Origin of the sequence: Flavobacterium sp. 123, from assembly GCF_003634825.1 — a bacterium.
GTDB lineage: Bacteria > Bacteroidota > Bacteroidia > Flavobacteriales > Flavobacteriaceae > Flavobacterium.
Window position 1 is genome coordinate 2,720,905 of the sequence record NZ_RBXD01000001.1, and the last position, 22,237, is coordinate 2,743,141.

Genomic DNA, 22,237 nt, shown 5'->3' on the forward strand with positions numbered 1-22,237 from the left:
TTGAAAAAAGATACAATTTCATAAATGGAAATATTTCATATCAGCGCAGAATGTTACCCTGTAGCTAAAGTTGGAGGTTTAGCAGATGTTGTTGGAGCTTTGCCTAAATATCAAAGCAACGAAGGGCATAATGTGAGAGTTGTAATTCCATGTTATGACACAAAATTTATTAAAGAAAATGAATTTGAATGTGTTCATTGGGGTCATGTTAAGTTAGGACAATTTAATTTTCCGTTTAGTGTTCTGAAAGAAAAAAAGGATATACTAGGATTTGAGCTTTATGTAATTGAAATTTTAGAATTATTTGACAGAAAAGAAGTTTATGGTTATGAAGATGATATTGAACGTTTTTTATCTTTTCAGATAGCCACATTAGATTGGATAATAGGACGAAGAGATACTCCTGATATTATCAATTGTCATGATCATCATACAGGATTAATTCCTTTCATGATGTTATATGTTAATAAATATGAAAGGCTGAAAAATACGCCTACGGTTATGACCATTCATAGTGGTTTATATCAAGGTGTCTTTGGTTTTGATAAATTGTATTATCTGCCTGAATTTGATTTAGCGCACTTTACAATTTTAGAATGGGGAGGTGCTATTAATTCGTTAGCCGCTGGAATTAAATGTGCTTGGTTTGTAACAACGGTTTCACCTAATTATTTGAATGAAATTAATACTTCGTCAAACGGATTGGAATCATTATTTAAATCAGTTAGAAACAAGTCAAAAGGAATATTGAATGGAATAGATATAAAAGTTTGGAATCCAAATACAGATCAATTTATTCCAGCTAACTATTCTGTAAAAGATATAGAACAAGGAAAAAATGCCAGTAAAGAAAGACTCTGTGCTCTTTTTGAATTAGATCCAACAAAACCACTGTTTAGTTTTATTGGACGATTGTTATATGAAAAAGGAGCAGATTTATTACCAGAAGCTTTAGCCATGGCAATGACTGAAAATAACAAGTCAATTAATGTACTGATTCTAGGTTCTGGAAATAAAAAAATAGAGAATGAATTAGATGATTTATTAATAGATTATAAAGGGAATTACAATAATTTCATTGGTTATAATGAAGAGTTATCACATTTAATTTATGCAGGTTCTGATTTTTTATTGATGCCATCACGAGTTGAACCTTGTGGATTAAATCAGATGTATGCTTTTAGATATGGAACGATTCCTATTGTAAGAAGAACAGGCGGATTGAAAGATACTGTTATTGATATAGGAGATAATGGGAATGGAATATGTAATGATCAAGCAACTGTAGAAGATATTTGTTCCTCAATAACAAGAGCAATACTATTGTATGAAGATAAGAGAAAGTTAAACGCATTACGAAAAATGGGAATGGATATGGATCATTCCTGGTCAAGTGTTTGCAAAGAATATATAGAAGTGTACCAATTAATTATTAAAAAGAAATGAAAGCTAAAAAGAAAAACGTAATTGCAATTATTTTAGGAGGAGGACAGGGATCTAGATTGTATCCACTTACAGAAACAAGGTCTAAACCAGCTGTACCAATAGGAGGAAAATATAGATTGGTGGATATTCCTATCTCAAATTGTATGAATTCGGATATTTATCGAATGTTTGTATTGACACAATTCAATTCGGCTTCTTTGAATGCCCATATAAAAAACACGTACAACTTTAGTATTTTTAGTCATGCCTTCGTTGATATTTTAGCTGCTGAACAAACGCCTGATAATCCTACTTGGTTTCAAGGAACTTCGGATGCTGTAAGACAATGTATGCCTCATTTCTTAAATCATGAATTTGATTATGCTTTAATTCTTTCTGGAGATCAACTGTATCAAATGGATTTTAACGAAATGTTAGAAGCACATATTAATGCAGAAGCTGATATTTCGATTGCTACATTGCCAGTAAATGCAAAAGATGCACCAGAATTTGGAATATTAAAAACCAATTCAGAAAGTTGTATTGAAGCTTTTATTGAAAAACCAGCTGCAGAGCTTCTTCCACAATGGGAATCAGATGTTAGTGAAGAAATGAAAAGTCAAGGGAAACATTATTTGGCATCAATGGGTATTTATATTTTCAATAAAAAACTATTGGTTGAATTAATGAAAAACCCAGACACTAAAGATTTTGGTAAAGAAATCATTCCGCAAGCTGTTGGTCACAGAAAAATATTAAGCTATCAATATGAAGGATATTGGACAGATATCGGAAATATTGATTCTTTTTTCGAAGCTAATATTGGTTTGACAAATGATATTCCAGAATTTAATTTATTTGACAACGACAATAAAATTTTCACAAGACCCCGTTTATTACCTCCATCAAAATTTCAAAAATCATTGATTGAGAGCTCACTAATTTCTGAAGGTTGTATCATAAATGCAAAGGAAATTAATAAGTCCGTAATTGGTATTCGTTCTAGAATTGGAGAAGGAACAGTTATTCGTAATTGTTACGTAATGGGTAATGATTTCTATCAAAGTATAGATGATATGAAAGAAGATGTTTATAATGACAAACAACTAGTAGGAATTGGAGAAAGATGTTTTATAAGTAATGCTTTAGTTGATAAGAATTGCAGAATAGGCAATGATGTCCATATTGAAGGAGGAAAGCATCTAGAAAACCTTAATCATGAATTATATGCTATAAAAGATGGTATTGTAGTTATTAAAAAAGGAGCAATTATTCCTAATAACTATACTATAAAATAGTAATTCAACTTTAAATAAAATTTTCAATTTGTAATAATTGATTTGCCCCAGTTTCAATTACAATAGTTTTAATTCTTAATTAAAAATTGCTTTAAAACTATTGTATTGGAGTAGATAAAAAAGGGTAATTTGATTGTTAAAGTTGAAAATTTTATTTTTTTCAATAATCAAACAAACTTTCTTTTGAAAAAAGAAAAATCAATACACACTAAATACAAAACATATGTTTAGTGGTTTTTAAAATTGGTTTAGAAATTTTCAATGAATGAATATGATATTAAGCAATTTTTAACATATCAATAATTTTTTTATTAAAGTTTTTACAATATATAATTTTTATTACATTTCGAAAATCATTTAAAGAAATACAATGCAGAATCAAACCAGAATTATAATAGAAAATGTTTTGCCTCAATTAGATTGTGGGGCTTTCGCCATTAAAAGAATTATTGGTCAAAAAGTACATGTAACCGCTGCTGTCTTTTCTGACGGTCATGATGTTTTAGAAAGTTGTGTCAAGTACAAGCATGAAGCTGATGAAAACTGGCAGGAAGTTCGAATGACTCCAACAGTAAATGATGAATGGTTTGCCGAATTCAAAGTTGAAAAACAAGGATTCTATTCTTATTTAGTAGAAGGATGGGTTGATTATGCTTTAAATTGGCAACACGGAACAGAAAGAAAAATTCAAGATAATCAACATGTAAAATCAGAACTTCTAGAAGGAGCGGAATATGTGCGTGCGATTTTGCCACTTGTTAATGCTACCGAAAGTGATTATTTGAAAACATTAGAGTATTATTTTATTACGGAATCAGAATATAATAATGCTGTTCGTGAAGCATCTTCTCATGAATTAACACGTATTTTTAAAAAATATCCAATTCGTTTTTTAGAAAACAAATCACAAGAATTGAAAGTGTATGTTGATAGAAAAAAAGCATTATACAGTACTTGGTATGAGTTTTTTCCTCGTTCAGCATCATCTGAAGAAGGCAAACACGGTACGTTTAAAGATTGTGAAAGACTTTTACCAAGAGTGGCAGCAATGGGATTTGATACCTTGTATTTTCCGCCAATTCATCCAATTGGGGAAGTAAATAGAAAAGGAAAAAATAATGCTACAAATGCACAACCTGGAGATGTAGGATCGCCATGGGGAATAGGTTCTCAATATGGAGGTCACAAGTCAACACATCCAGAATTAGGAACTATTGAAGACTTTAAGGAATTGGTTAAAAAAGCTCAAGATTTAGGTATTGAAGTGGCTATGGATTATGCTTTACAAGCAGCGCCAGATCATCCTTATGTAAAAGATTTTCCACAATGGTTCAAATGGAGACCGGATGGAACTGTCCAATATGCTGAAAATCCTCCGAAAAAATACCAAGATATTCAACCTATTTATTTTGAAAGTGGTGATTGGAAAAATCTTTGGAAAGAACTTTTAGATGTCGCTTTGTTTTGGATTGAAGAATGCAACATAAAAGTATATAGAGTTGATAATCCGCATACTAAGCCGTTTTATTTTTGGGGTTGGTTGATTGCTGAAATTAAGAAGAAACACCCAGATGTGTTATTTTTAGCAGAAGCTTTTACCCGTCCAAAAATAATGAACGAATTAGCGAAACAAGGTTTTAGTCAATCTTATACGTACTTCACATGGAGAAATTCTAAAAAAGAATTAACGGAATATGTTGAAGAATTAACGCAATCGGAACAAAAGGAGTTTTATCGTCCAAATTTTTGGCCGAATACTCCAGACATAAACCCATTTGCTTTGCAAAGTGGAAATGAATCCGTGCATTTACAGAAATATTTTCTTGCAGCAACATTAAGCTCAAGTGTTGGTATTTATGGGCCTGTATTCGAATATAGAATTTGTGAACCAATGGCTTCTGGTAAAGAGGAATATCTAAATTCTGAGAAATATGAGTTTTTTAAATGGGATTGGGATAAGCAGAACAAAATTACCACTTTGATTACTAAAGTGAATATGATTCGTAAAGATCATGCTTCCTTGCAACAAACTAATAATATTGTTTTTTGTGATACCAATAATGAGCAGGTTATGGCTTACTATAAATTTGATGATGAAAAACAAAATCAAACTTTGATGGTCGTTAGTCTTGATCCGTACAATATGAGTAGGGCAATGGTTAGAATTCCAATAGAACAACTAGGAAATCAACCCATTCAGGTAACAGACTTAATTACAGGTAATAATTATTTTTGGGATAAAGAATGGAATTATGTTGAACTATCACCAGATTTACCATTTCATCTACTTAAAATTCACAGATAATGATTGACAATAAAATTAATGAAGACGAATTTCAAGAGCCATTTGTTTTTAAAACAGATTGGAAAAATGCATTCGATGATGAAGAGTTTGTAAAAGTTTTCTCTTCGGATATTTTAGAAAATTATATCATTAATAAGCGTTGGTATGGAGGAAAAGCAAGTACTTTAAAATATATTGAAGTAGTTGACTTTTTTAAGATTTCATCAAAAGACAATACTTATTTTGGAGTTTTACTTGAAGTAAATTTTAAGGAAGCTTTTTATCAGCATTATTTCATGCCCCTAGCTTTCATGTCAGAAGAAGAGCTAGATACCAATACGATTATTGCTCCTGTAAAAATGAACAATATTGACGGGTTTCTTGTTGATGCGTTGCATCAAGAGGATTTTAGAAAATTATTGTTTGATGAAATTATTCATTCCAAAGGGACGGAGTCTTCAAAAGTACAATTTCACAAAGGAAATAAATTAGATGATAAAGAATATATATCTTCTAAATTCATGGGTGTTGAGCAAAGTAATACTTCAATTATTTACAATAACACATTAGTTTTGAAGATATTCAGGAGAATATATATAAGTATGAATCCTGATTATGAAATCAGTCGTTTCCTTACGGAAAGAATGAATTTTAAAAGTTCTCCACAATACAAAGGTAGTATAAGTGTGATATTAACGGAAGGAAACATTACCCTTGGATTAATGCAGGAATTAGTTCCTAATCAAGGAGATGCTTGGAAGTTTATGTTGGAAGAAGTTGACCGAATTTTTGATAATTTGAATCATAAAAAGATAAAAATCAATAAATTACCAGATATTGATTTATTCAAACGATTAAAGCTTAATGAGGTTCCACATGAAATAATTGATTGGGCTGGATTAAGTATCTTTTTACGTATTCAAACGCTCGCTACCCGAACTGCTGAAATGCATATAGCTTTAGGAAGTGATATTCACGAAACTGCTTTTACACCTACAACCTATAATGGAGATTATACGGTTTGGTTAAAAAACAGATTAACATATCAGTTCCAAAACAGATTGAATATTCTGGAAAACAATTTGCATAAATTAGATGGTTTAGCTTTAGAATTAGCCAATCAGTTTTTAGACCATAAAAAAGAAATTCGAAAGTTATTTTTAGATTTTGATTGGACTAAAATGAAATCCGAACGAATTCGTATTCATGGTGATTACCATTTAGGGCAGGTTTTAGTGAATGGCGATGATTTTTATATTCTAGATTTTGAAGGAGAACCAGAGAGTACAATTAGAGATAGAAAAGTAAAACAACCACCATTGAAAGATGTTGCTGGGATGTTTCGTTCTTTTCATTATTCGATTTATGCTACAATTTTTAATAATAAAGAAAAATACCCATACGAACAAAAAGAGCTTTTTCAGGCTGGAGAAATATTATTTAAATATTTTGTTGGTGTATTTTTACAGACATATACCGAGGTGGCACAAAGCGGAAATTTGAATATTGGATATAAAAAAGAGATTGATTTTCTCTTGAAATATTGCTTGCTTGAAAAAGCGGTTTACGAGTTAGGCTATGAATTAAATTCACGTCCACGCTGGTCCGTAATACCTTTAACAGGAATTGCGAGCATTATGGAGTTTGAAAAGCATAATTAATAGTATATTTATACTTTATAAAAAAAACAACAAAATAAAAATGAGCAAAGTACAATCACATTCCCTTTTTACAGATTTTGATATTGACTTATTCAAAGCGGGAAAACATTTCAGACTTTACGAAAAATTAGGGGCACATCTTATAGAAGTTGACGGCGTTAAAGGAGTTTATTTTGCTGTTTGGGCGCCATCGGCAAGGTCAGTATCTGTAGTTGGAGATTTTAACTATTGGATTCAAGGTGAACATTCTTTGCAAGTTCGTTGGGATTCTTCTGGAATTTGGGAAGGTTTTATTCCAGGTATTGAAAAAGGAACTACTTACAAATATAAAATACAATCTAATAATGGAGGAATTGTTACTGAAAAAGCAGATCCATTTGCTTTTTACTGTGAAAAACCGCCACATACAGCTTCTGTAATTTGGGATTTAGACCATAAATGGAAAGATAAAAAATGGATGGATACCCGTAAAGACCATAATAGTCTAGATAAGCCATATTCTGTTTATGAAGTTCATTTAGGTTCTTGGAAACGTCATGGAACTGAAAATCGATTTTTAACCTATCTTGAATTTGCAGAAGATTTAGTTAGTTATGTCAAAGAAACTGGATTTACTCACGTAGAGTTTATGCCGGTAATGGAATATCCTTATGACCCATCTTGGGGATATCAATTAGTGGGTTATTTTGCACCAACATCTCGTTTTGGAAAACCACAAGATTTTATGGTTTTAGTAGATAAGTTACACCAAGCTGGAATTGGAGTAATATTGGATTGGGTTCCTTCTCATTTTCCTGATGATGCACATGGTTTAGGATTTTTTGACGGATCTAATCTTTTTGAGCATCCAGATCGTAGAAAAGGATATCATCCAGATTGGAAAAGTTTAGTTTTTAATTATGGGCGAAATGAAGTGCGTTCCTTTTTGATAAGTAATGCTTTGTTTTGGTTGCAACATTATCATGTTGATGGACTACGTGTAGATGCCGTAGCCTCAATGTTGTATTTAGATTATTCTAGAAAAGATGGAGAGTGGGAGCCAAATATATTTGGAGGAAGAGAAAATTTAGATACCATAAGTTTCCTTAAAGATTTCAATGAAGCAGTTTATGCAAACTATGAAGGTGTTCAAACTATTGCAGAAGAAAGTACTTCATTTCCAATGGTTTCTAGACCTACATTTGCAGGCGGACTTGGTTTTGGGATGAAATGGATGATGGGTTGGATGCATGATACATTAGAGTATTTCCAAAAAGAAACAGTTTACAGAAAATACCATCAAAATGATTTGACTTTTTCAATGACATATACATTTTCTGAAAACTTCATGTTGCCTTTGTCTCATGATGAAGTTGTTTACGGAAAGAAATCTATTGCAGGAAGAATGCCAGGAGATGAATGGCAAAAATTTGCTAATCTGAGATTGTTATATGGGTATATGTTTACGCATCCTGGAACAAAACTATTGTTTATGGGAGCTGAATTTGGTCAAAGTGCCGAATGGAATTTTGAAGGAAGTTTAGATTGGCATTTGCTTCAATATCCATTTCATGAAGGGATTAAAAAATTGATTACAGATTTGAATGAATTATACAAAACACAACCTGCTCTACATGAAAAACAATTCAGTCCTGAAGGTTTTGAATGGATTAATTATTCAGACCATCAAAATGCGGTAATGTCTTTTATTCGAAAAGGAAATAAACCAAAAGAAGATGTAATTGTAGTATGTAATTTCACACCAGTAGTCCGTGAAAATTATAGAATCGGTTTGCCTAAAAAAGGAAAACTTATAGAAATTTTCAATAGTGACTTGGCAGTTTATGGCGGAAGCGGAATTACAAATGCTACTAAATTAGCTATTGAGTCATTGCCTTACGATGGAAGAGATTATTCAGTTGCGTTAAACTTACCACCATTAGGAGTAGCCGTTTTTAAAATATCATAAAAAAATAGATTAAAAGTCATCTTCTATATTTAGTTTTTCAATTGAACAAAATAAAGGGGATGGCTTTTTTATTGTATTTAATCCAAATTGTTTAAAACAAAATGCTTTAATATTTCTACTTTTGTTTTATTCTAAAATCTATATTATGAAAAAGCATTCCGCCCTCGTTGCAATACTAACTTTTGGACTATTATTATCATGTGCTACCAATCCTATAACTGGTAAGAAAAACTTAAATTTTGTTTCCAATAGTGAGCTATTTCCATCATCCTTTCAGCAATATGGAACTTTTTTAAAAGAAAATAAAGTAATCTCAGGAACAGCTGATGCAAAAAGAGTAGAAACAGTAGGGATGAAAATTAAAGTCGCTGCTGAAAAATATCTAATTTCTATTGGCCAACCAGAATATTTGAAAGATTATCGGTGGGAGTATAAATTAGTTGAAAGTAAAGATGTTAATGCTTGGTGTATGCCAGGTGGGAAAATTGTTGTGTACTCAGGAATTTTACCAATAACTAAAGATGAAGCGGGTTTAGCTACCGTTATGGGGCACGAAGTATCACATGCCTTAGCGAATCACGGAGCACAACGAATGAGTGCCGCACAATTACAACAAATTGGTGCAGTAGGGGTTTCTTTGGCTACAGGAAGCCAAACAGAAGAGAAACAAAAAATGTGGCAACAGTATTATGGCATTGGATCTCAGGTAGGAGTAATGCTACCTTTTAGTAGAAGTCACGAAACAGAAGCTGATAAAATAGGATTGACTTTGATGGCTATTGCGGGATATAATCCAGATTTAGCTGTTGGATTTTGGCAAAGAATGGCTGCGCAATCTTCTGGACAATCTCAGCCAGAATTTTTAAGTACGCATCCTTCGGATGCTACTAGAATTCAAAATCTTAAAGCATTAATTCCAGAAGCAAAAGCTACAGCTGCTAAATTTGGAGTTTTCTTTAAATAAACGATAATAAAGATAAATATAAACCACTTCAATCGAAGTGGTTTATTGTTTCATAAAGTATTAAATTTTTTATATTTACGCTTCCGAATAAACACATTCATAAAAAACAAAATATGGCAGATTTACCAAAAGGGAGTAAAAAATTATTGAATGCATGGGCTTTTTATGATTGGGCAAATTCAGTTTATCCATTAGTAATAACTTCTGCTGTTTTTCCAATTTTTTATGAAGCACTATTTTCAGAACGTAGTCATTATATAGCTGTTTTTGGTTTTAGCGTTAAAAATTCTGCATTGATTAGTTTTGTTACTGCTTTTGCTTTTTTAATTGTGGCACTATTTTCTCCTTTGCTATCTGGAATTTCTGATTATGTGGGAAATAAGAAAAAATTCATGAAGTTTTTCTGTTATTTAGGAGCCTTATCCTGTGTTGGTTTATATTGGTTTAGTTTAGAAAATATTTACATAAGTTTATTATTTTACTTTTTAGGATTAATAGGCTTTTGGGGAAGTTTAGTTTTTTATAATTCGTATTTGCCAGACATTGCTTTTACAGAACAGCAAGACGAAGTTAGCGCTCGAGGATTTTCATTCGGATATGTTGGGAGTGTTTTATTATTGATAGTCAATTTAGCAATGATAATGATGCCTGATGTTTTTGGAATTTCTGGAACTAAGGGCGAAGCCGCTATGAAAGCTATGAGATATTCTTTTATAATGGTAGGAATTTGGTGGATTATATTTAGTCAATATACTTATTATTATTTGCCAAAAGGAAATAAAAATGCTAATCGTAAAGTGACTCACCATGTTGTTTTTAATGGTTACAAAGAATTAAAAAAAGTATGGCACTTATTGTCTGAAAATTTGGCTTTGAAAAAATATTTGTGGAGTTTCTTTGTCTATAGTATGGCCGTTCAAACAGTAATGTTGATTGCTACTTATTTTGGTTCACAAGAAATACAATGGTCTTCTCAAAGTGAAAGTACTACGGGATTAATTATTTGTATATTATTAATACAATTAGTGGCAATTATTGGAGCTACTTTGACCTCTAAAGCATCCGCTAAATATGGAAATATTCCAACCTTAATTACAATCAATTCTTTTTGGATAATACTTTGTGTTTTAGCATATTTCATTACGCTACCTATTCATTTTTATGTTATGGCTGGTTTTGTTGGGCTAGTAATGGGAGGGATTCAAGCTTTATCACGTTCCACTTATTCTAAATTATTACCGGAATCTGAAGACACTGCTTCTTTTTTTAGTTTTTATGATGTTGCCGAAAAAATAGGAATTGTTATTGGAATGTGTGTTTATGGTATTATAGATCAGATCACTGGAAGTCCAAGATTTGCAATCGTATTTTTGGGAATCTTTTTTGTAACAGGAGTCTTTTTATTAAAAAAAGTGCCTAAACAAACTGTTTTAAATTAATAAAATTGGTATTTTTATTAAAACTATTTAGGGTTTCTTTATAACCTGCTAATCAAAATCTTTTTTAATAGTTGAATTATTAGAATTTATGCTAATCTTTTTTGGCATAGAGATTGCCTAATTTAAAGGCTATACAAATTTAGTACATTATACATTAATTTTATTTAAAATTAGTTCCGCGATAGCTTATGTTTGCTATTCGAATATAAATTTTAATGACAAAAAGACTTAAACTTATATATGTCAAATCATAAAATACTTACTATTGACAATCTGTCACTTCAGGAATTTGATACTGATGCAGAATTAATTCCATTATTGACTCCCGAAGACGAGGAGGAAATGAATAATGAAGAATTACCAGATATTTTGTCAATTTTGCCACTTCGAAATATGGTTTTGTTTCCTGGAGTTGTAATACCAATTACTGCTGGTAGGGATAAATCCATAAAATTGATTAATGATGCTAATGCTGCCGGTAAAAATATTGGTGTTGTTGCACAAAAAAATGAACAAGACGAAGATCCTACAAAAGACGATATTCATAAAATAGGTACTGTTGCTAAAATTCTACGCGTTTTAAAAATGCCTGATGGTAATGTTACCGTAATTCTACAGGGTAAAAAGCGTTTTGAAATTTCGGAAGTTGTTTCTGAGGAGCCTTACATGACCGCAACTGTAAAAGAAGTTCCTGAAATCAGACCTAGTTCTCAAGATTCTGAATTTATAGCTATAATTGATTCGTTGAAAGAACTAGCTATTAAAATAATTCAAGAGAGTCCAAACATTCCTAGTGAAGCAACTTTTGCAATTAAAAACATAGAAAGCAAATCATTTTTAATCAATTTTGTTTCTTCTAACATGAATTTATCTGTTAAGGAAAAACAAGGTTTATTATCTGTTAATGCGTTAAAAGAACGTGCTTTGCAAACGCTTCGGTTTATGAACGTCGAATTGCAAAAACTTGAATTGAAAAATGATATTCAGTCAAAAGTTCGTTTTGATTTAGACCAACAACAAAGAGAATATTTCCTTCACCAACAAATGAAAACCATTCAGGAAGAATTAGGTGGTGTTTCGCAAGAAGAGGAAATGGATGAAATGAGTCAAAAAGCTAAAACTAAGAAATGGGATGAAAAAACTCAAAAGCATTTCGAAAAAGAGTTAGCTAAGCTTCGTAAAATGAATCCTCAAGCTCCTGATTTTGGAATTCAAAGAAACTATTTAGAATTGTTTTTGGATTTGCCTTGGAATGAATATTCTAAAGATAATTTTGATTTAAAAAGAGCTCAAAAGATTTTAGATAGAGATCATTTTGGATTAGAAGATGTTAAGAAGAGAATGATTGAGCATTTAGCAGTTTTAAAATTGCGTAATGATATGAAATCACCTATTATCTGTTTGACAGGACCTCCGGGAGTTGGTAAAACTTCTATTGGAAGATCAGTTGCAGAAGCTTTAGGAAGAAAATATGTTCGTATATCTTTAGGTGGATTACGTGATGAAGCAGAAATTCGCGGACACCGAAAAACGTATATTGGCGCAATGCCAGGAAGAATTATTCAAAGCTTGAAAAAAGCAGGTACATCAAATCCTGTTTTTGTTTTGGATGAAATAGATAAGCTTTCTAATAGTCATCATGGAGATCCTTCTTCGGCATTATTGGAAGTTTTAGATCCAGAACAAAACAATTCTTTTTATGATAATTTCCTTGAAATGGGATATGATCTATCAAAAGTAATGTTCATTGCAACATCTAATAATTTGGCTACCATTCAACCTGCTTTGAGAGATAGAATGGAGATTATTAAAATGTCAGGATATACAATTGAAGAAAAAGTAGAAATTGCTAGACAACATTTATTCCCAAGACAGTTGAAAGAACATGGTTTAACTTCTAAAGATTTGACCATTGGAAAAAAACAATTAGAAAAAATTGTTGAAGGATATACTCGAGAATCAGGGGTGCGTAACCTAGAAAATAAGATTGCCCAAGTTATTCGTAATGCAGCAAAATCTGTTGCAATGGAAGAGCCTTATAATAAAAAAGTTACTAACGAAGATATTATTAGTGTTTTAGGAGTTCCAAGATTAGAACGCGATAAATATGAAAGTAATGATGTTGCTGGTGTTGTAACAGGATTAGCTTGGACTAGTGTAGGTGGTGATATTCTTTTTATAGAATCCTTACTTTCTCCAGGAAAAGGAGCGATGAGTATAACAGGAAATCTAGGAACTGTTATGAAAGAGTCTGCTACAATTGCTTTAGAATATATTAAAGCAAATGCAGCGCTTTTAGGATTAAGTCCTGAATTATTTACAAAATACAACATTCATTTACACGTTCCTGAAGGGGCTACTCCAAAAGATGGTCCAAGTGCAGGTATTGCTATGTTGACCTCATTAGTTTCTTTATTGACACAAAAAAGAGTGAAGAAAAACCTTGCTATGACAGGTGAAATTACTTTGCGTGGAAAAGTTTTGCCAGTGGGTGGAATTAAAGAAAAGATTTTGGCTGCTAAAAGAGCAAATATAAAAGAGATTATTTTATGTCACGAAAACAAAAGTGATATTGATGAAATCAAACCTGAATATGTTGAAGGGCTTACTTTTCATTATGTGAAAGAAATGAGTGAAGTTTTAGCGATTGCTTTGACAACTCAAAAAGTTAAAAATGCTAAAGATTTGAAATAACAAATAATAAGCAATAAAAATGAATTCCAAATTCCAAAACCTGTTCTGCAGTGCTTGGGATTTGGATTTTTTATTTATAATCATGAGTTTGAAAGTTACTGTTTATTGTATTTATAATTTTATCTTCGCACTAGCGTTTTACCTTACATAAATCACCATTTAAAGCATGTTAAGAAAACAGATATTTTTATTTTTGATCTCATTTTGTGCGGTTTCATACGGACAGATAGGCGGGAAATATACGTATCAGTTTTTGAATCTTGTTACGTCTCCAAGACAAGCTGCTTTAGGAGGAAAAACAATTACCATTTATGATGATGATGTAAATCAAGTTCATTTTAATCCAGCAACTATTAATTCAGAAATGGACAATCATTTAGCTTTGAATTATGGAAGTTACTTCAAGGAGGTTTCTTACGGTACAGCTTCTTATGCATATACGTATGATCGACATTTGCAAACTTTTCAAGCAGGAGTTAATTATGTTAATTACGGAAGTTTTGATGGCTATGACGAAAACGGGCAATCAACCGCATCTTTTTCAGGAAGTGAAATTGCGCTTTCTCTTGGATATGCTTATACAATTCCAAATAGTACGCTTCATATTGGTACAAGTGCTAAATTAATTTCATCAACTTTAGAAAGTTATCAATCGTTTGGAGGCGCTATGGATGTTGGTTTGCTTTTTATAGATGAAAAAAATGATGTCAATTGGGGATTGGCTATTAGAAATATCGGGACTCAATTTACTACATATTCTGAAGTTCGTGAAAAATTACCTTTGGAGATTATTTTTGGGGTTTCCCAAGAATTAGAAAATGTTCCGATTCGTTGGCATTTTTCACTAGAAAATTTACAACAATGGAATATTGCTTTTTCAAATCCTGCTCAAACACAAGTATCAATTAATTGGAACGAGACAAATAAAAAAGTTTCTTTCTTGAATAATGCGCTACGCCATACTATTTTTGGTGTTGAACTTTTTCCAAAAAGAGCATTTAATCTTAGATTTGGTTATAATTTTCGTAGAGCAGAAGAATTACGTATTTTAGAGCAGCGAAATTTCTCTGGAGTTTCTGTAGGTTTTGGGTTGAAATTGAACAAATTAAAATTTAATTATTCGTATTCAAGATATACTTTAGCAGGTAATACAAGCCTTTTTGGATTAACAATTAATTTTCAAGAATGATTATCTTTAGAACGTAAACATAAAAATCAATACACAAATAACATTTATATTTTGAGCAAAAAAATCACCATAGCAATTGATGGATTTTCATCTACTGGAAAAAGTACACTAGCAAAACAATTAGCAAAACAATTGGGATATATTTATGTAGATACAGGAGCAATGTATCGTGCAGTTGCATTATATGCTATGCAAAATGACTTTATAAAACCTGATTTTTTTGATAAAGTAGGACTAGTTAATGGTTTGTCATCCATTCAATTAGAATTTAAATTTAATTCAGATTTAGGTTTTGCTGAAATGTATTTGAACGGTCAAAATGTTGAAACAGCAATTAGAACAATTGAGGTTTCTGGTTTTGTGAGCAAAGTGGCCGAAGTTTCAGAAGTTCGAGCAAAGCTAGTGGAGCAACAAAAAGAAATGGGTAAAAATAAAGGAATTGTTATGGACGGAAGAGATATAGGAACTGTAGTTTTTCCAGATGCAGAACTTAAAATATTCATGACAGCAAGTGCTGCAACGAGAGCTCAAAGACGTTTTGATGAATTACAACAAAAAGGCGATGATGTTTCCTATGAAGAGGTGCTTAAAAACGTTGAAGAAAGAGATTATATCGATACACATCGGGAGGATTCTCCACTGATTATTGCATCTGATGCTATTGAAATTGATAATTCTTACCTAACTAGAGAAGAGCAATTTGACGTTGTTTTAAATTTAGTAAATGAGGTTATTAATGCGGTTTAAACATTTGTATATATAGATTTTAATAGTAGTTTTACGACTTCATTTACTTTAAAGACAATTTCATCATATGGGAATTAAAAACAGATTGATTTTAATGAGCTTTCTTCAATTTTTTGTTTGGGGAGCTTGGCTTATAACAATTGGAAATTATTGGTTTGGGACTAAAAATTGGGAAGGAACTCAATTTGGTCTTGTTTTTGGAACTATGGGAATTGCATCTTTATTTATGCCAACTCTTACTGGAATTATTGCCGATAGATGGGTTAACGCTGAAAAATTATATGGTATTTTACATATCGCTTATGCTCTAGTTTTGTTTGGTATTGCGCAAGTGACAACTCCTGATAACTTTATATACGTAATGCTTGCGGCAATGTGTTGTTACATGCCGACGATTGCTTTGAGTAATTCAATTTCCTATACTTCGCTAAAGTTAAATGATAAAAACATTGTAAAAGATTTTCCGCCTATTCGTGTTTGGGGAACTATTGGTTTTATTGCTGCAATGTGGATTACAAATTTAAGCGGGAGTAAAGCGACTGAATATCAGTTTTATATAGCTGGAATTGGTGCTTTGATTTTAGGAATTTACGCTTTTACATTGCCAAAATGTAAGCCACAACGTTTGACTAAAGAAAATGCTTCTTTGACAGAGACTTTAGGATTAGAGGCTTTTAAATTATTTGGAAATTATAAAATGGCTTTGTTTTTTGTTTTTTCTATGTTTTTAGGAGGTGCTTTACAACTAACAAACGCTTATGGAGATGTGTTTTTAGATGAATTCAAGCATTTTCCAAAATACGCAGATTCTTTCGTTATTAAATATTCGACAATTATTATGTCGATTTCTCAGGTTTCTGAAACCTTATTTATTTTAGCAATTCCTTTTTTCTTGAGACGTTTTGGAATTAAACAAGTTATGCTTATCAGTATGTTAGCTTGGGTTTTACGTTTTGGATTATTTGCTTTTGGAGATCCAATAAATGGTTTATGGATGCTTATCATGTCATGTGTTGTTTACGGAATGGCATTTGATTTCTTTAATATTTCAGGTTCATTATTTGTTGAAAGCAATACCGATTCTAAAATACGTTCTTCCGCTCAAGGATTATTCATGATGATGACTAATGGAGTAGGAGCGGTTTTAGGAAGTTTAACTTCGGGTTGGGCAATTGATCGTTTTTTTACTAAATCTTTTAGAAACACAACTGAATTAGCAGGTTTTTTACAAACAGATGCTACAAATTCTAAAATGTTAGAATTCGTAAAAGGACAAGGAAATTCAATTACTACAGATGGTATTTTTGCAAATCCTATTCTGATGAAAGATTGGCACACAATCTGGCTGTCATTTGCAGCTTATGCACTTATTATTGCGATTGCTTTTGCAATTTTATTCAGACACAAACATGATTCAGCTGAAATTGAGAATTTGAGTCATTAATAAAGAGATGTTTTAATAATAACCTGATATGTTTTCAAAATATATCGGGTTTATAGTTCTAAGGTTATGGAGAATAAAACAGTTTAAAAGAGTATTTGAAAAGTATTCTTAAATTCTGTTATAAAAAATTAGATTATGATAAAACAAATTTTAGGAGTTGTTGTTGGGTATGCAATTTTTGTAGTTAGTTCGATACTTCTTTTTAGAATTTCTGGAGTTAAACCACATTCGGATGCTTCTTGGATATTTATGATTTTGACATTTGTATACGGAACTGTTTTTTCATGCATTAGTGGGTTTGTTTGTCAGTTAATTTCGAAAACTAAGAGCTTGAAAATCAATTATATTCTATCTTTTATTATGGCTGGTTTTGCTACGTTTTCCCTTTTAAAATCAGACGGAAGTTCTTGGACACAATTACTGGCAATTTTTGTTTTTGCTCCGGTTTCAGTTTTAGGAGGATATATTTTGATTAAGAATAAGTAGTTGAATGATAATCATTTGATTTTATTTTGTCAATACAGATAAATGTATTAATTTTGCACACCTTTTGGCAGATAAGAGTTTCCATTAGGAATCAAATAATTAAAGTAAAACAACTTCTGTTTTTTCTATCGCTTTATGAAACTCAAGAAAAACAGAATACAAATTTTCAATCAGCATGTCTGAATTATTAAAATCACAAGAAGAGTTTTTAGCAAATTTTAACTGGCATAACTTCCAAGAAGGAATTGATGCAGTAGATGAGAAAAACTTACAAGAATTCGAAGAACTAGTTTCAAAAACTTTCATTGCTACAGATCAAGAAGAAGTAGTAGAAGGAGTAGTTGTTAGAATTACTGATAGAGACGTTATCGTTGATATCAACGCAAAATCGGAAGGTGTTATTTCATTAAATGAATTCCGTTACAACCCAGCATTAAAAGTAGGTGACAAAGTTGAAGTATTAATTGACATCCGTGAGGACAAAACAGGTCAATTAGTATTATCTCACAGAAAAGCACGTACTATCAAATCATGGGATAGAGTTATTTCAGCTAACGAAACAGGAGAAATCGTTAATGGTTTTGTGAAATGCAGAACTAAAGGTGGTATGATCGTTGACGTTTTCGGAATTGAAGCTTTCTTGCCAGGATCTCAAATTGATGTTAAACCAATTAGAGACTACGATGTATATGTAAACAAAATGATGGAATTCAAAGTGGTAAAAATCAACCACGAATTCAAAAATGTTGTTGTTTCTCATAAAGCGCTTATTGAAGCGGATATTGAAGTACAGAAAAAAGAAATCATCGGTCAATTACAAAAAGGACAAGTATTAGAAGGTGTTGTTAAAAACATTACTTCTTATGGTGTGTTCATTGACTTAGGTGGTGTTGATGGATTAATTCACATTACTGACCTTTCTTGGAGTAGAATCAATCACCCAAGTGAAGTTCTTGAATTAGACCAAAAATTAAACGTTGTAATCCTTGATTTCGATGATGAGAAAACAAGAATTCAATTAGGATTGAAACAATTAAACGCTCACCCATGGGATGCTTTAGATTCTAAATTAGCTATTGGTGATAAAGTAAAAGGTAAAGTAGTTGTAATCGCTGATTACGGTGCATTTATCGAAGTTGCTGAAGGTGTTGAAGGTTTAATCCACGTTTCTGAAATGTCTTGGTCTACTCATTTACGTTCTGCTCAAGATTTCGTAAAAGTAGGAGATATTGTTGAAGGAGTTATTTTAACTCTTGATAGAGATGATCGTAAAATGTCATTAGGTATCAAACAATTGACTCAAGATCCATGGACTGATATCACTGCTAAATACCCTGTAGGTTCTAAACATACAGGTATCGTTAGAAACTTTACAAACTTTGGTATTTTCGTAGAATTAGAAGAAGGAATTGATGGATTAATCTACATTTCTGACCTTTCTTGGACTAAGAAAATCAAACACCCATCTGAATTTGTAAATGTTGGTGAAAAATTAGACGTAGTTGTATTAGAATTAGATGTTGAAGGACGTAAATTATCTTTAGGTCACAAACAAACTACTGCTAATCCTTGGGATCAATACGAAGATTCTTTCGCAGTTGGAACTATCCACACAGGTGAAATTTCTGAAATCGTTGACAAAGGAGCTACTGTAGAATTTGGTGACGATATCGTTGCTTTCATTCCTACACGTCACCTTGAAAAAGAAGACGGTAAAAAATTGAAAAAAGGTGAAACTGCTGATTTCAAAGTAATTGAATTCAATAAAGAATTCAAAAGAGTAGTTGCTTCTCACACTGCTATCTTCCGTGAAGAAGAAGAGAAAAATGTGAAAGCTGTTACTGAAAATACTTCATCTGCATCTACAAATGCACCAGCTGCAACTTTAGGTGATAACAATGATGTATTAGCAGCATTGAAAGCTAAAATGGAAAAAACTGAGAAAAAATAATTTCTTGATTTTTGAATATAAAAGCCTCACAGTAATGTGAGGCTTTTTTTTTATATTAGAGGTTGGTTTTTTGTTTATCTGTAATTGAATTAAAATAGTTTAGTGATGTCATAAACAAACCTCATTATGCAACCAGAGGATGAGTATTTTGATATGATAAGTAATAAAATTTAGAAATATAAAGAACAAAAAAATCCCAATTTTATTTCTAAAATTGGGATTATAATTGCGTTAAGTTGAAACTATCTCAAACTTGCTCCAAGCTCTTTTTCAAAATTATTTTGCAATTTGCTCATAATTTTATCAATTTGTGCATCGGTTAATGTTTTTGAATTGTCTTGAATAGTAAAACTTAATGCGTAAGATTTTTTTCCTTTCGGAAGATTATTTCCTTCGTAAACATCAAATAGATTGACATCTTTTAATAATGATTTTTCAGTTTGACGCGCAATATCATAAATACTTCCGTAACTGATATTTTGATCAATTAACAATGCCAAATCTCTTCTAACTTCAGGATATTTTGGAATTTCAGTATATTTAATTTTATTAGAAATCAATTTTAAAATTATTGCCCAGTTGAAATCAGCAAAGAATACTTCTTGCTTAATTCCAAAATGCTTCGTGATTGATTTTTTAACTACACCTAATTCTACTAGAGTATCTTGTCCAAAGCCAATTGCAATTCCTTCAGAAAAAACATCTGATATTACGGGTTGATTTTGTACTTTTTGAATTCCAAGTCTAGAAAGAATCGCTTCAACATATCCTTTGAATAAAAAGAAATCAGAAGGTTTTTGAGTATTTGTCCAACTTTCTTGGTTTCGGTTACCAGAAAGAAATAAGGTTAAATGTTTTTTCTCTTCATAACCAGTTGGATAATTATGGTATGATTTTCCGAATTCAAATAATTTTAAATCTGCATTTTTTCGATTAATATTATAAGATATAGCTTCTAATCCTGAAAACAATAAGGATTGTCGCATTGTTGCTAAATCATTGCTTAATGGATTTAGCATAGTTACATTGTGCTCTGGACTTAATACTTCGGAAAGTGTAGCATACGTAGCTGTTGTCAATGAATTTGCCATCATTTCATGAAATCCTTGTGAATTCAATTGTGCGGCAACGCTATTCTGAACTTTATAATCTTCTGTTCTTGGCGAATTTGAAACGGATGCATTTAGTTTTTTAGAAAAACTGATGTTGTTGTATCCATATACGCGAAGAATTTCTTCAATAACGTCTATTTCTCTTTGTACATCTACTCGATAAGCAGGAATTGTAAGTCCTAAACCTGCATCAGAAACACTATTTACTTTGATATCTAACGAAACTAATATTTTTTTAATGATATCTTTTGGTATTTCTTGGCCAATGATTTTAGCCGCTTTGCTAAAATTTAAGAAAACTGTAAAATCTTCAATTTTTTTCGGATACAAATCAATTACATCTGATGTAACTTCACCACCAGCTATTTCTTTTATTAATAGGGCAGCACGTTTTAAAGCATATTGTGTAATTGTTGGATCAATTCCTCTTTCAAATCGGAATGAAGCATCAGTATTTAATTGGTGTCTTTTAGCTGTTTTACGAATGCTTACTGGATTAAAATAAGCACTTTCTAAGAAAATGGAATTGGTATTTTCAGATACACCTGATTTTTTTCCACCAAAAACTCCCGCAATACATAAAGGACCTTTTTCGTCACAAATCATTAAATCTTCTTCGTGTAAAGTTCTTTCGACATCATCCAAAGTTATGAACTTAGTCCCTGCAGGAAGTGTTTTAATAATTACTTTTCCGTTTATATGTGATGCATCAAAAGCATGAAGTGGTTGCCCTAATTCATGTAAAACATAGTTTGTTGCATCAACAATATTATTTTTTGGATTTAATCCAATAGCTTTTAATCTATTTTGTAGCCATGCAGGAGAAGGCTTAACAGTGATTCCAGAAATAGTAACACCACAATATCTTGGTGCTAATTTTGCTTCTTTTACGTCAACATCTATTTTCAAAGTTCTCTTATCAACTCTAAAATTACTTACTGATGGTGTAATTAATTCAACATTTACACCGCTTTGTAGCATACCAGCTCTTAAATCACGAGCCGTTCCTAAATGGCTCATTGCGTCAGCACGATTAGGAGTCAATCCGATTTCGAAAACTTCGTCATTTTCAATTTTAAAAACAGTAGCGGCAGGAGTTCCTGCAACTAATGAATCATCCAAAATCATAATTCCATCGTGACTCTCTCCAAGACCTAACTCATCTTCGGCACAAATCATTCCGTGACTTTCTTGTCCTCTAATCTTTCCTTTTTTGATTTGAAAAGAAACTCCTTCTTTGTCGTATAATGTAGTTCCGATGGTTGCAACTGGAACTTTTTGCCCTGCAGCAACATTACTAGCACCACAAACAATTTGTACAGGAACGCCATTTCCTAAGTCAACGGTAGTAATTTTTAGTCTGTCAGCATCAGGATGTGGAATACAAGTAAGAACATGTCCTACTACAATACCCTCTAAGCCACCTTTAACCGATTGGTATTTTTCAACAACTTCTACTTCAAGACCTAAATCTGTTAGTAATGCTGATGTTTCTTCTGAATTCCAGTCTATTTTAATAAATTGTTTTAACCAATTATAAGATATTTTCATCTGTCAATTTTAATGAGATTTTCGACCCTCGGTCTCGGGTGCAA

At 31.7% G+C, this 22,237-nt stretch carries 14 protein-coding genes; 13 read left to right on the forward strand and 1 reads right to left on the reverse strand.

What is annotated here, in order from left to right; all coding sequences use genetic code 11:
• Positions 1 to 24: 24 nt before the first annotated feature.
• From C8C88_RS11995 to rpsA, 13 genes are all read left to right on the forward strand, one after another.
• Positions 25 to 1,446, forward strand: coding sequence for a glycogen synthase (locus tag C8C88_RS11995; protein WP_121338348.1), 1,422 nt, complete (start codon positions 25 to 27; stop codon positions 1,444 to 1,446).
• Positions 1,443 to 2,723, forward strand: a complete 1,281-nt coding sequence (locus C8C88_RS12000; RefSeq protein ID WP_121338349.1) for a glucose-1-phosphate adenylyltransferase — start codon at positions 1,443 to 1,445, stop codon at positions 2,721 to 2,723. The genes C8C88_RS11995 and C8C88_RS12000 overlap by 4 nt, the downstream gene beginning before the upstream one ends.
• Before the next feature lie 370 nt (positions 2,724 to 3,093).
• A complete protein-coding gene (locus C8C88_RS12005; protein ID WP_121338350.1) occupies positions 3,094 to 5,028 on the forward strand; it encodes an alpha-1,4-glucan--maltose-1-phosphate maltosyltransferase in 1,935 nt (644 codons plus the stop codon).
• Positions 5,028 to 6,668, forward strand: coding sequence for a trehalose synthase (locus C8C88_RS12010; RefSeq protein WP_121338351.1), 1,641 nt, complete (start codon positions 5,028 to 5,030; stop codon positions 6,666 to 6,668). The genes C8C88_RS12005 and C8C88_RS12010 overlap by 1 nt, the downstream gene beginning before the upstream one ends.
• A 40-nt stretch (positions 6,669 to 6,708) precedes the next feature.
• Positions 6,709 to 8,616, forward strand: coding sequence for a 1,4-alpha-glucan branching protein GlgB (gene glgB, locus C8C88_RS12015; RefSeq protein WP_121338352.1), 1,908 nt, complete (start codon positions 6,709 to 6,711; stop codon positions 8,614 to 8,616).
• A gap of 145 nt (positions 8,617 to 8,761) precedes the next feature.
• Entirely contained in the window at positions 8,762 to 9,580 is an 819-nt protein-coding gene (locus tag C8C88_RS12020) for a M48 family metallopeptidase (protein WP_121338353.1), read from the forward strand.
• 113 nt (positions 9,581 to 9,693) lie between these two features.
• Positions 9,694 to 11,019, forward strand: coding sequence for an MFS transporter (locus C8C88_RS12025; protein WP_121338354.1), 1,326 nt, complete (start codon positions 9,694 to 9,696; stop codon positions 11,017 to 11,019).
• A gap of 240 nt (positions 11,020 to 11,259) precedes the next feature.
• The gene (gene lon, locus C8C88_RS12030; RefSeq protein WP_121338355.1) at positions 11,260 to 13,713 is read left to right on the forward strand and encodes an endopeptidase La; all 2,454 of its coding nucleotides are present in this window, start codon (positions 11,260 to 11,262) and stop codon (positions 13,711 to 13,713) included.
• Between the two features lie 166 nt (positions 13,714 to 13,879).
• The gene (gene porQ, locus C8C88_RS12035) at positions 13,880 to 14,902 is read left to right on the forward strand and encodes a type IX secretion system protein PorQ (protein ID WP_121338356.1); all 1,023 of its coding nucleotides are present in this window, start codon (positions 13,880 to 13,882) and stop codon (positions 14,900 to 14,902) included.
• A 51-nt stretch (positions 14,903 to 14,953) separates the two neighbouring features.
• On the forward strand, positions 14,954 to 15,649 hold the full coding sequence (cmk, locus tag C8C88_RS12040) for a (d)CMP kinase (RefSeq protein ID WP_121338357.1): 696 nt from the start codon (positions 14,954 to 14,956) through the stop codon (positions 15,647 to 15,649).
• Between the two features lie 67 nt (positions 15,650 to 15,716).
• Complete coding sequence (locus C8C88_RS12045; protein WP_121338358.1) at positions 15,717 to 17,093, forward strand: nucleoside permease; 1,377 nt, start codon at positions 15,717 to 15,719, stop codon at positions 17,091 to 17,093.
• Positions 17,094 to 17,228: 135 nt separating this feature from the next.
• Positions 17,229 to 17,579, forward strand: a complete 351-nt coding sequence (locus C8C88_RS12050; RefSeq protein WP_121338359.1) for a hypothetical protein — start codon at positions 17,229 to 17,231, stop codon at positions 17,577 to 17,579.
• A 175-nt stretch (positions 17,580 to 17,754) separates the two neighbouring features.
• Positions 17,755 to 19,530, forward strand: coding sequence for a 30S ribosomal protein S1 (rpsA, locus tag C8C88_RS12055; protein WP_121338360.1), 1,776 nt, complete (start codon positions 17,755 to 17,757; stop codon positions 19,528 to 19,530).
• Positions 19,531 to 19,772: 242 nt separating this feature from the next.
• On the opposite strand, the gene pheT is transcribed toward rpsA, so the two are convergent.
• The gene (pheT, locus tag C8C88_RS12060; RefSeq protein WP_121338361.1) at positions 19,773 to 22,193 is read right to left on the reverse strand and encodes a phenylalanine--tRNA ligase subunit beta; all 2,421 of its coding nucleotides are present in this window, start codon (positions 22,191 to 22,193) and stop codon (positions 19,773 to 19,775) included.
• Positions 22,194 to 22,237: the final 44 nt, after the last annotated feature.

Excerpts from the sequence above, each read along its gene's own strand:
- porQ (WP_121338356.1), top strand. The coding sequence starts at position 13,880 with ATGTTAAGAAAACAGATATTTTTATTTTTGATCTCATTTTGTGCGGTT.
- C8C88_RS12020 (WP_121338353.1), top strand. The coding sequence starts at position 8,762 with ATGAAAAAGCATTCCGCCCTCGTTGCAATACTAACTTTTGGACTATTA.
- C8C88_RS12010 (WP_121338351.1), top strand. The coding sequence starts at position 5,028 with ATGATTGACAATAAAATTAATGAAGACGAATTTCAAGAGCCATTTGTT.
- C8C88_RS12000 (WP_121338349.1), top strand. The coding sequence starts at position 1,443 with ATGAAAGCTAAAAAGAAAAACGTAATTGCAATTATTTTAGGAGGAGGA.
- lon (WP_121338355.1), top strand. The coding sequence starts at position 11,260 with ATGTCAAATCATAAAATACTTACTATTGACAATCTGTCACTTCAGGAA.
- C8C88_RS12025 (WP_121338354.1), top strand. The coding sequence starts at position 9,694 with ATGGCAGATTTACCAAAAGGGAGTAAAAAATTATTGAATGCATGGGCT.
- C8C88_RS12005 (WP_121338350.1), top strand. The coding sequence starts at position 3,094 with ATGCAGAATCAAACCAGAATTATAATAGAAAATGTTTTGCCTCAATTA.
- pheT (WP_121338361.1), bottom strand. The coding sequence starts at position 22,193 with ATGAAAATATCTTATAATTGGTTAAAACAATTTATTAAAATAGACTGG.
- rpsA (WP_121338360.1), top strand. The coding sequence starts at position 17,755 with ATGTCTGAATTATTAAAATCACAAGAAGAGTTTTTAGCAAATTTTAAC.
- C8C88_RS12045 (WP_121338358.1), top strand. The coding sequence starts at position 15,717 with ATGGGAATTAAAAACAGATTGATTTTAATGAGCTTTCTTCAATTTTTT.
- C8C88_RS11995 (WP_121338348.1), top strand. The coding sequence starts at position 25 with ATGGAAATATTTCATATCAGCGCAGAATGTTACCCTGTAGCTAAAGTT.
- glgB (WP_121338352.1), top strand. The coding sequence starts at position 6,709 with ATGAGCAAAGTACAATCACATTCCCTTTTTACAGATTTTGATATTGAC.
- C8C88_RS12050 (WP_121338359.1), top strand. The coding sequence starts at position 17,229 with ATGATAAAACAAATTTTAGGAGTTGTTGTTGGGTATGCAATTTTTGTA.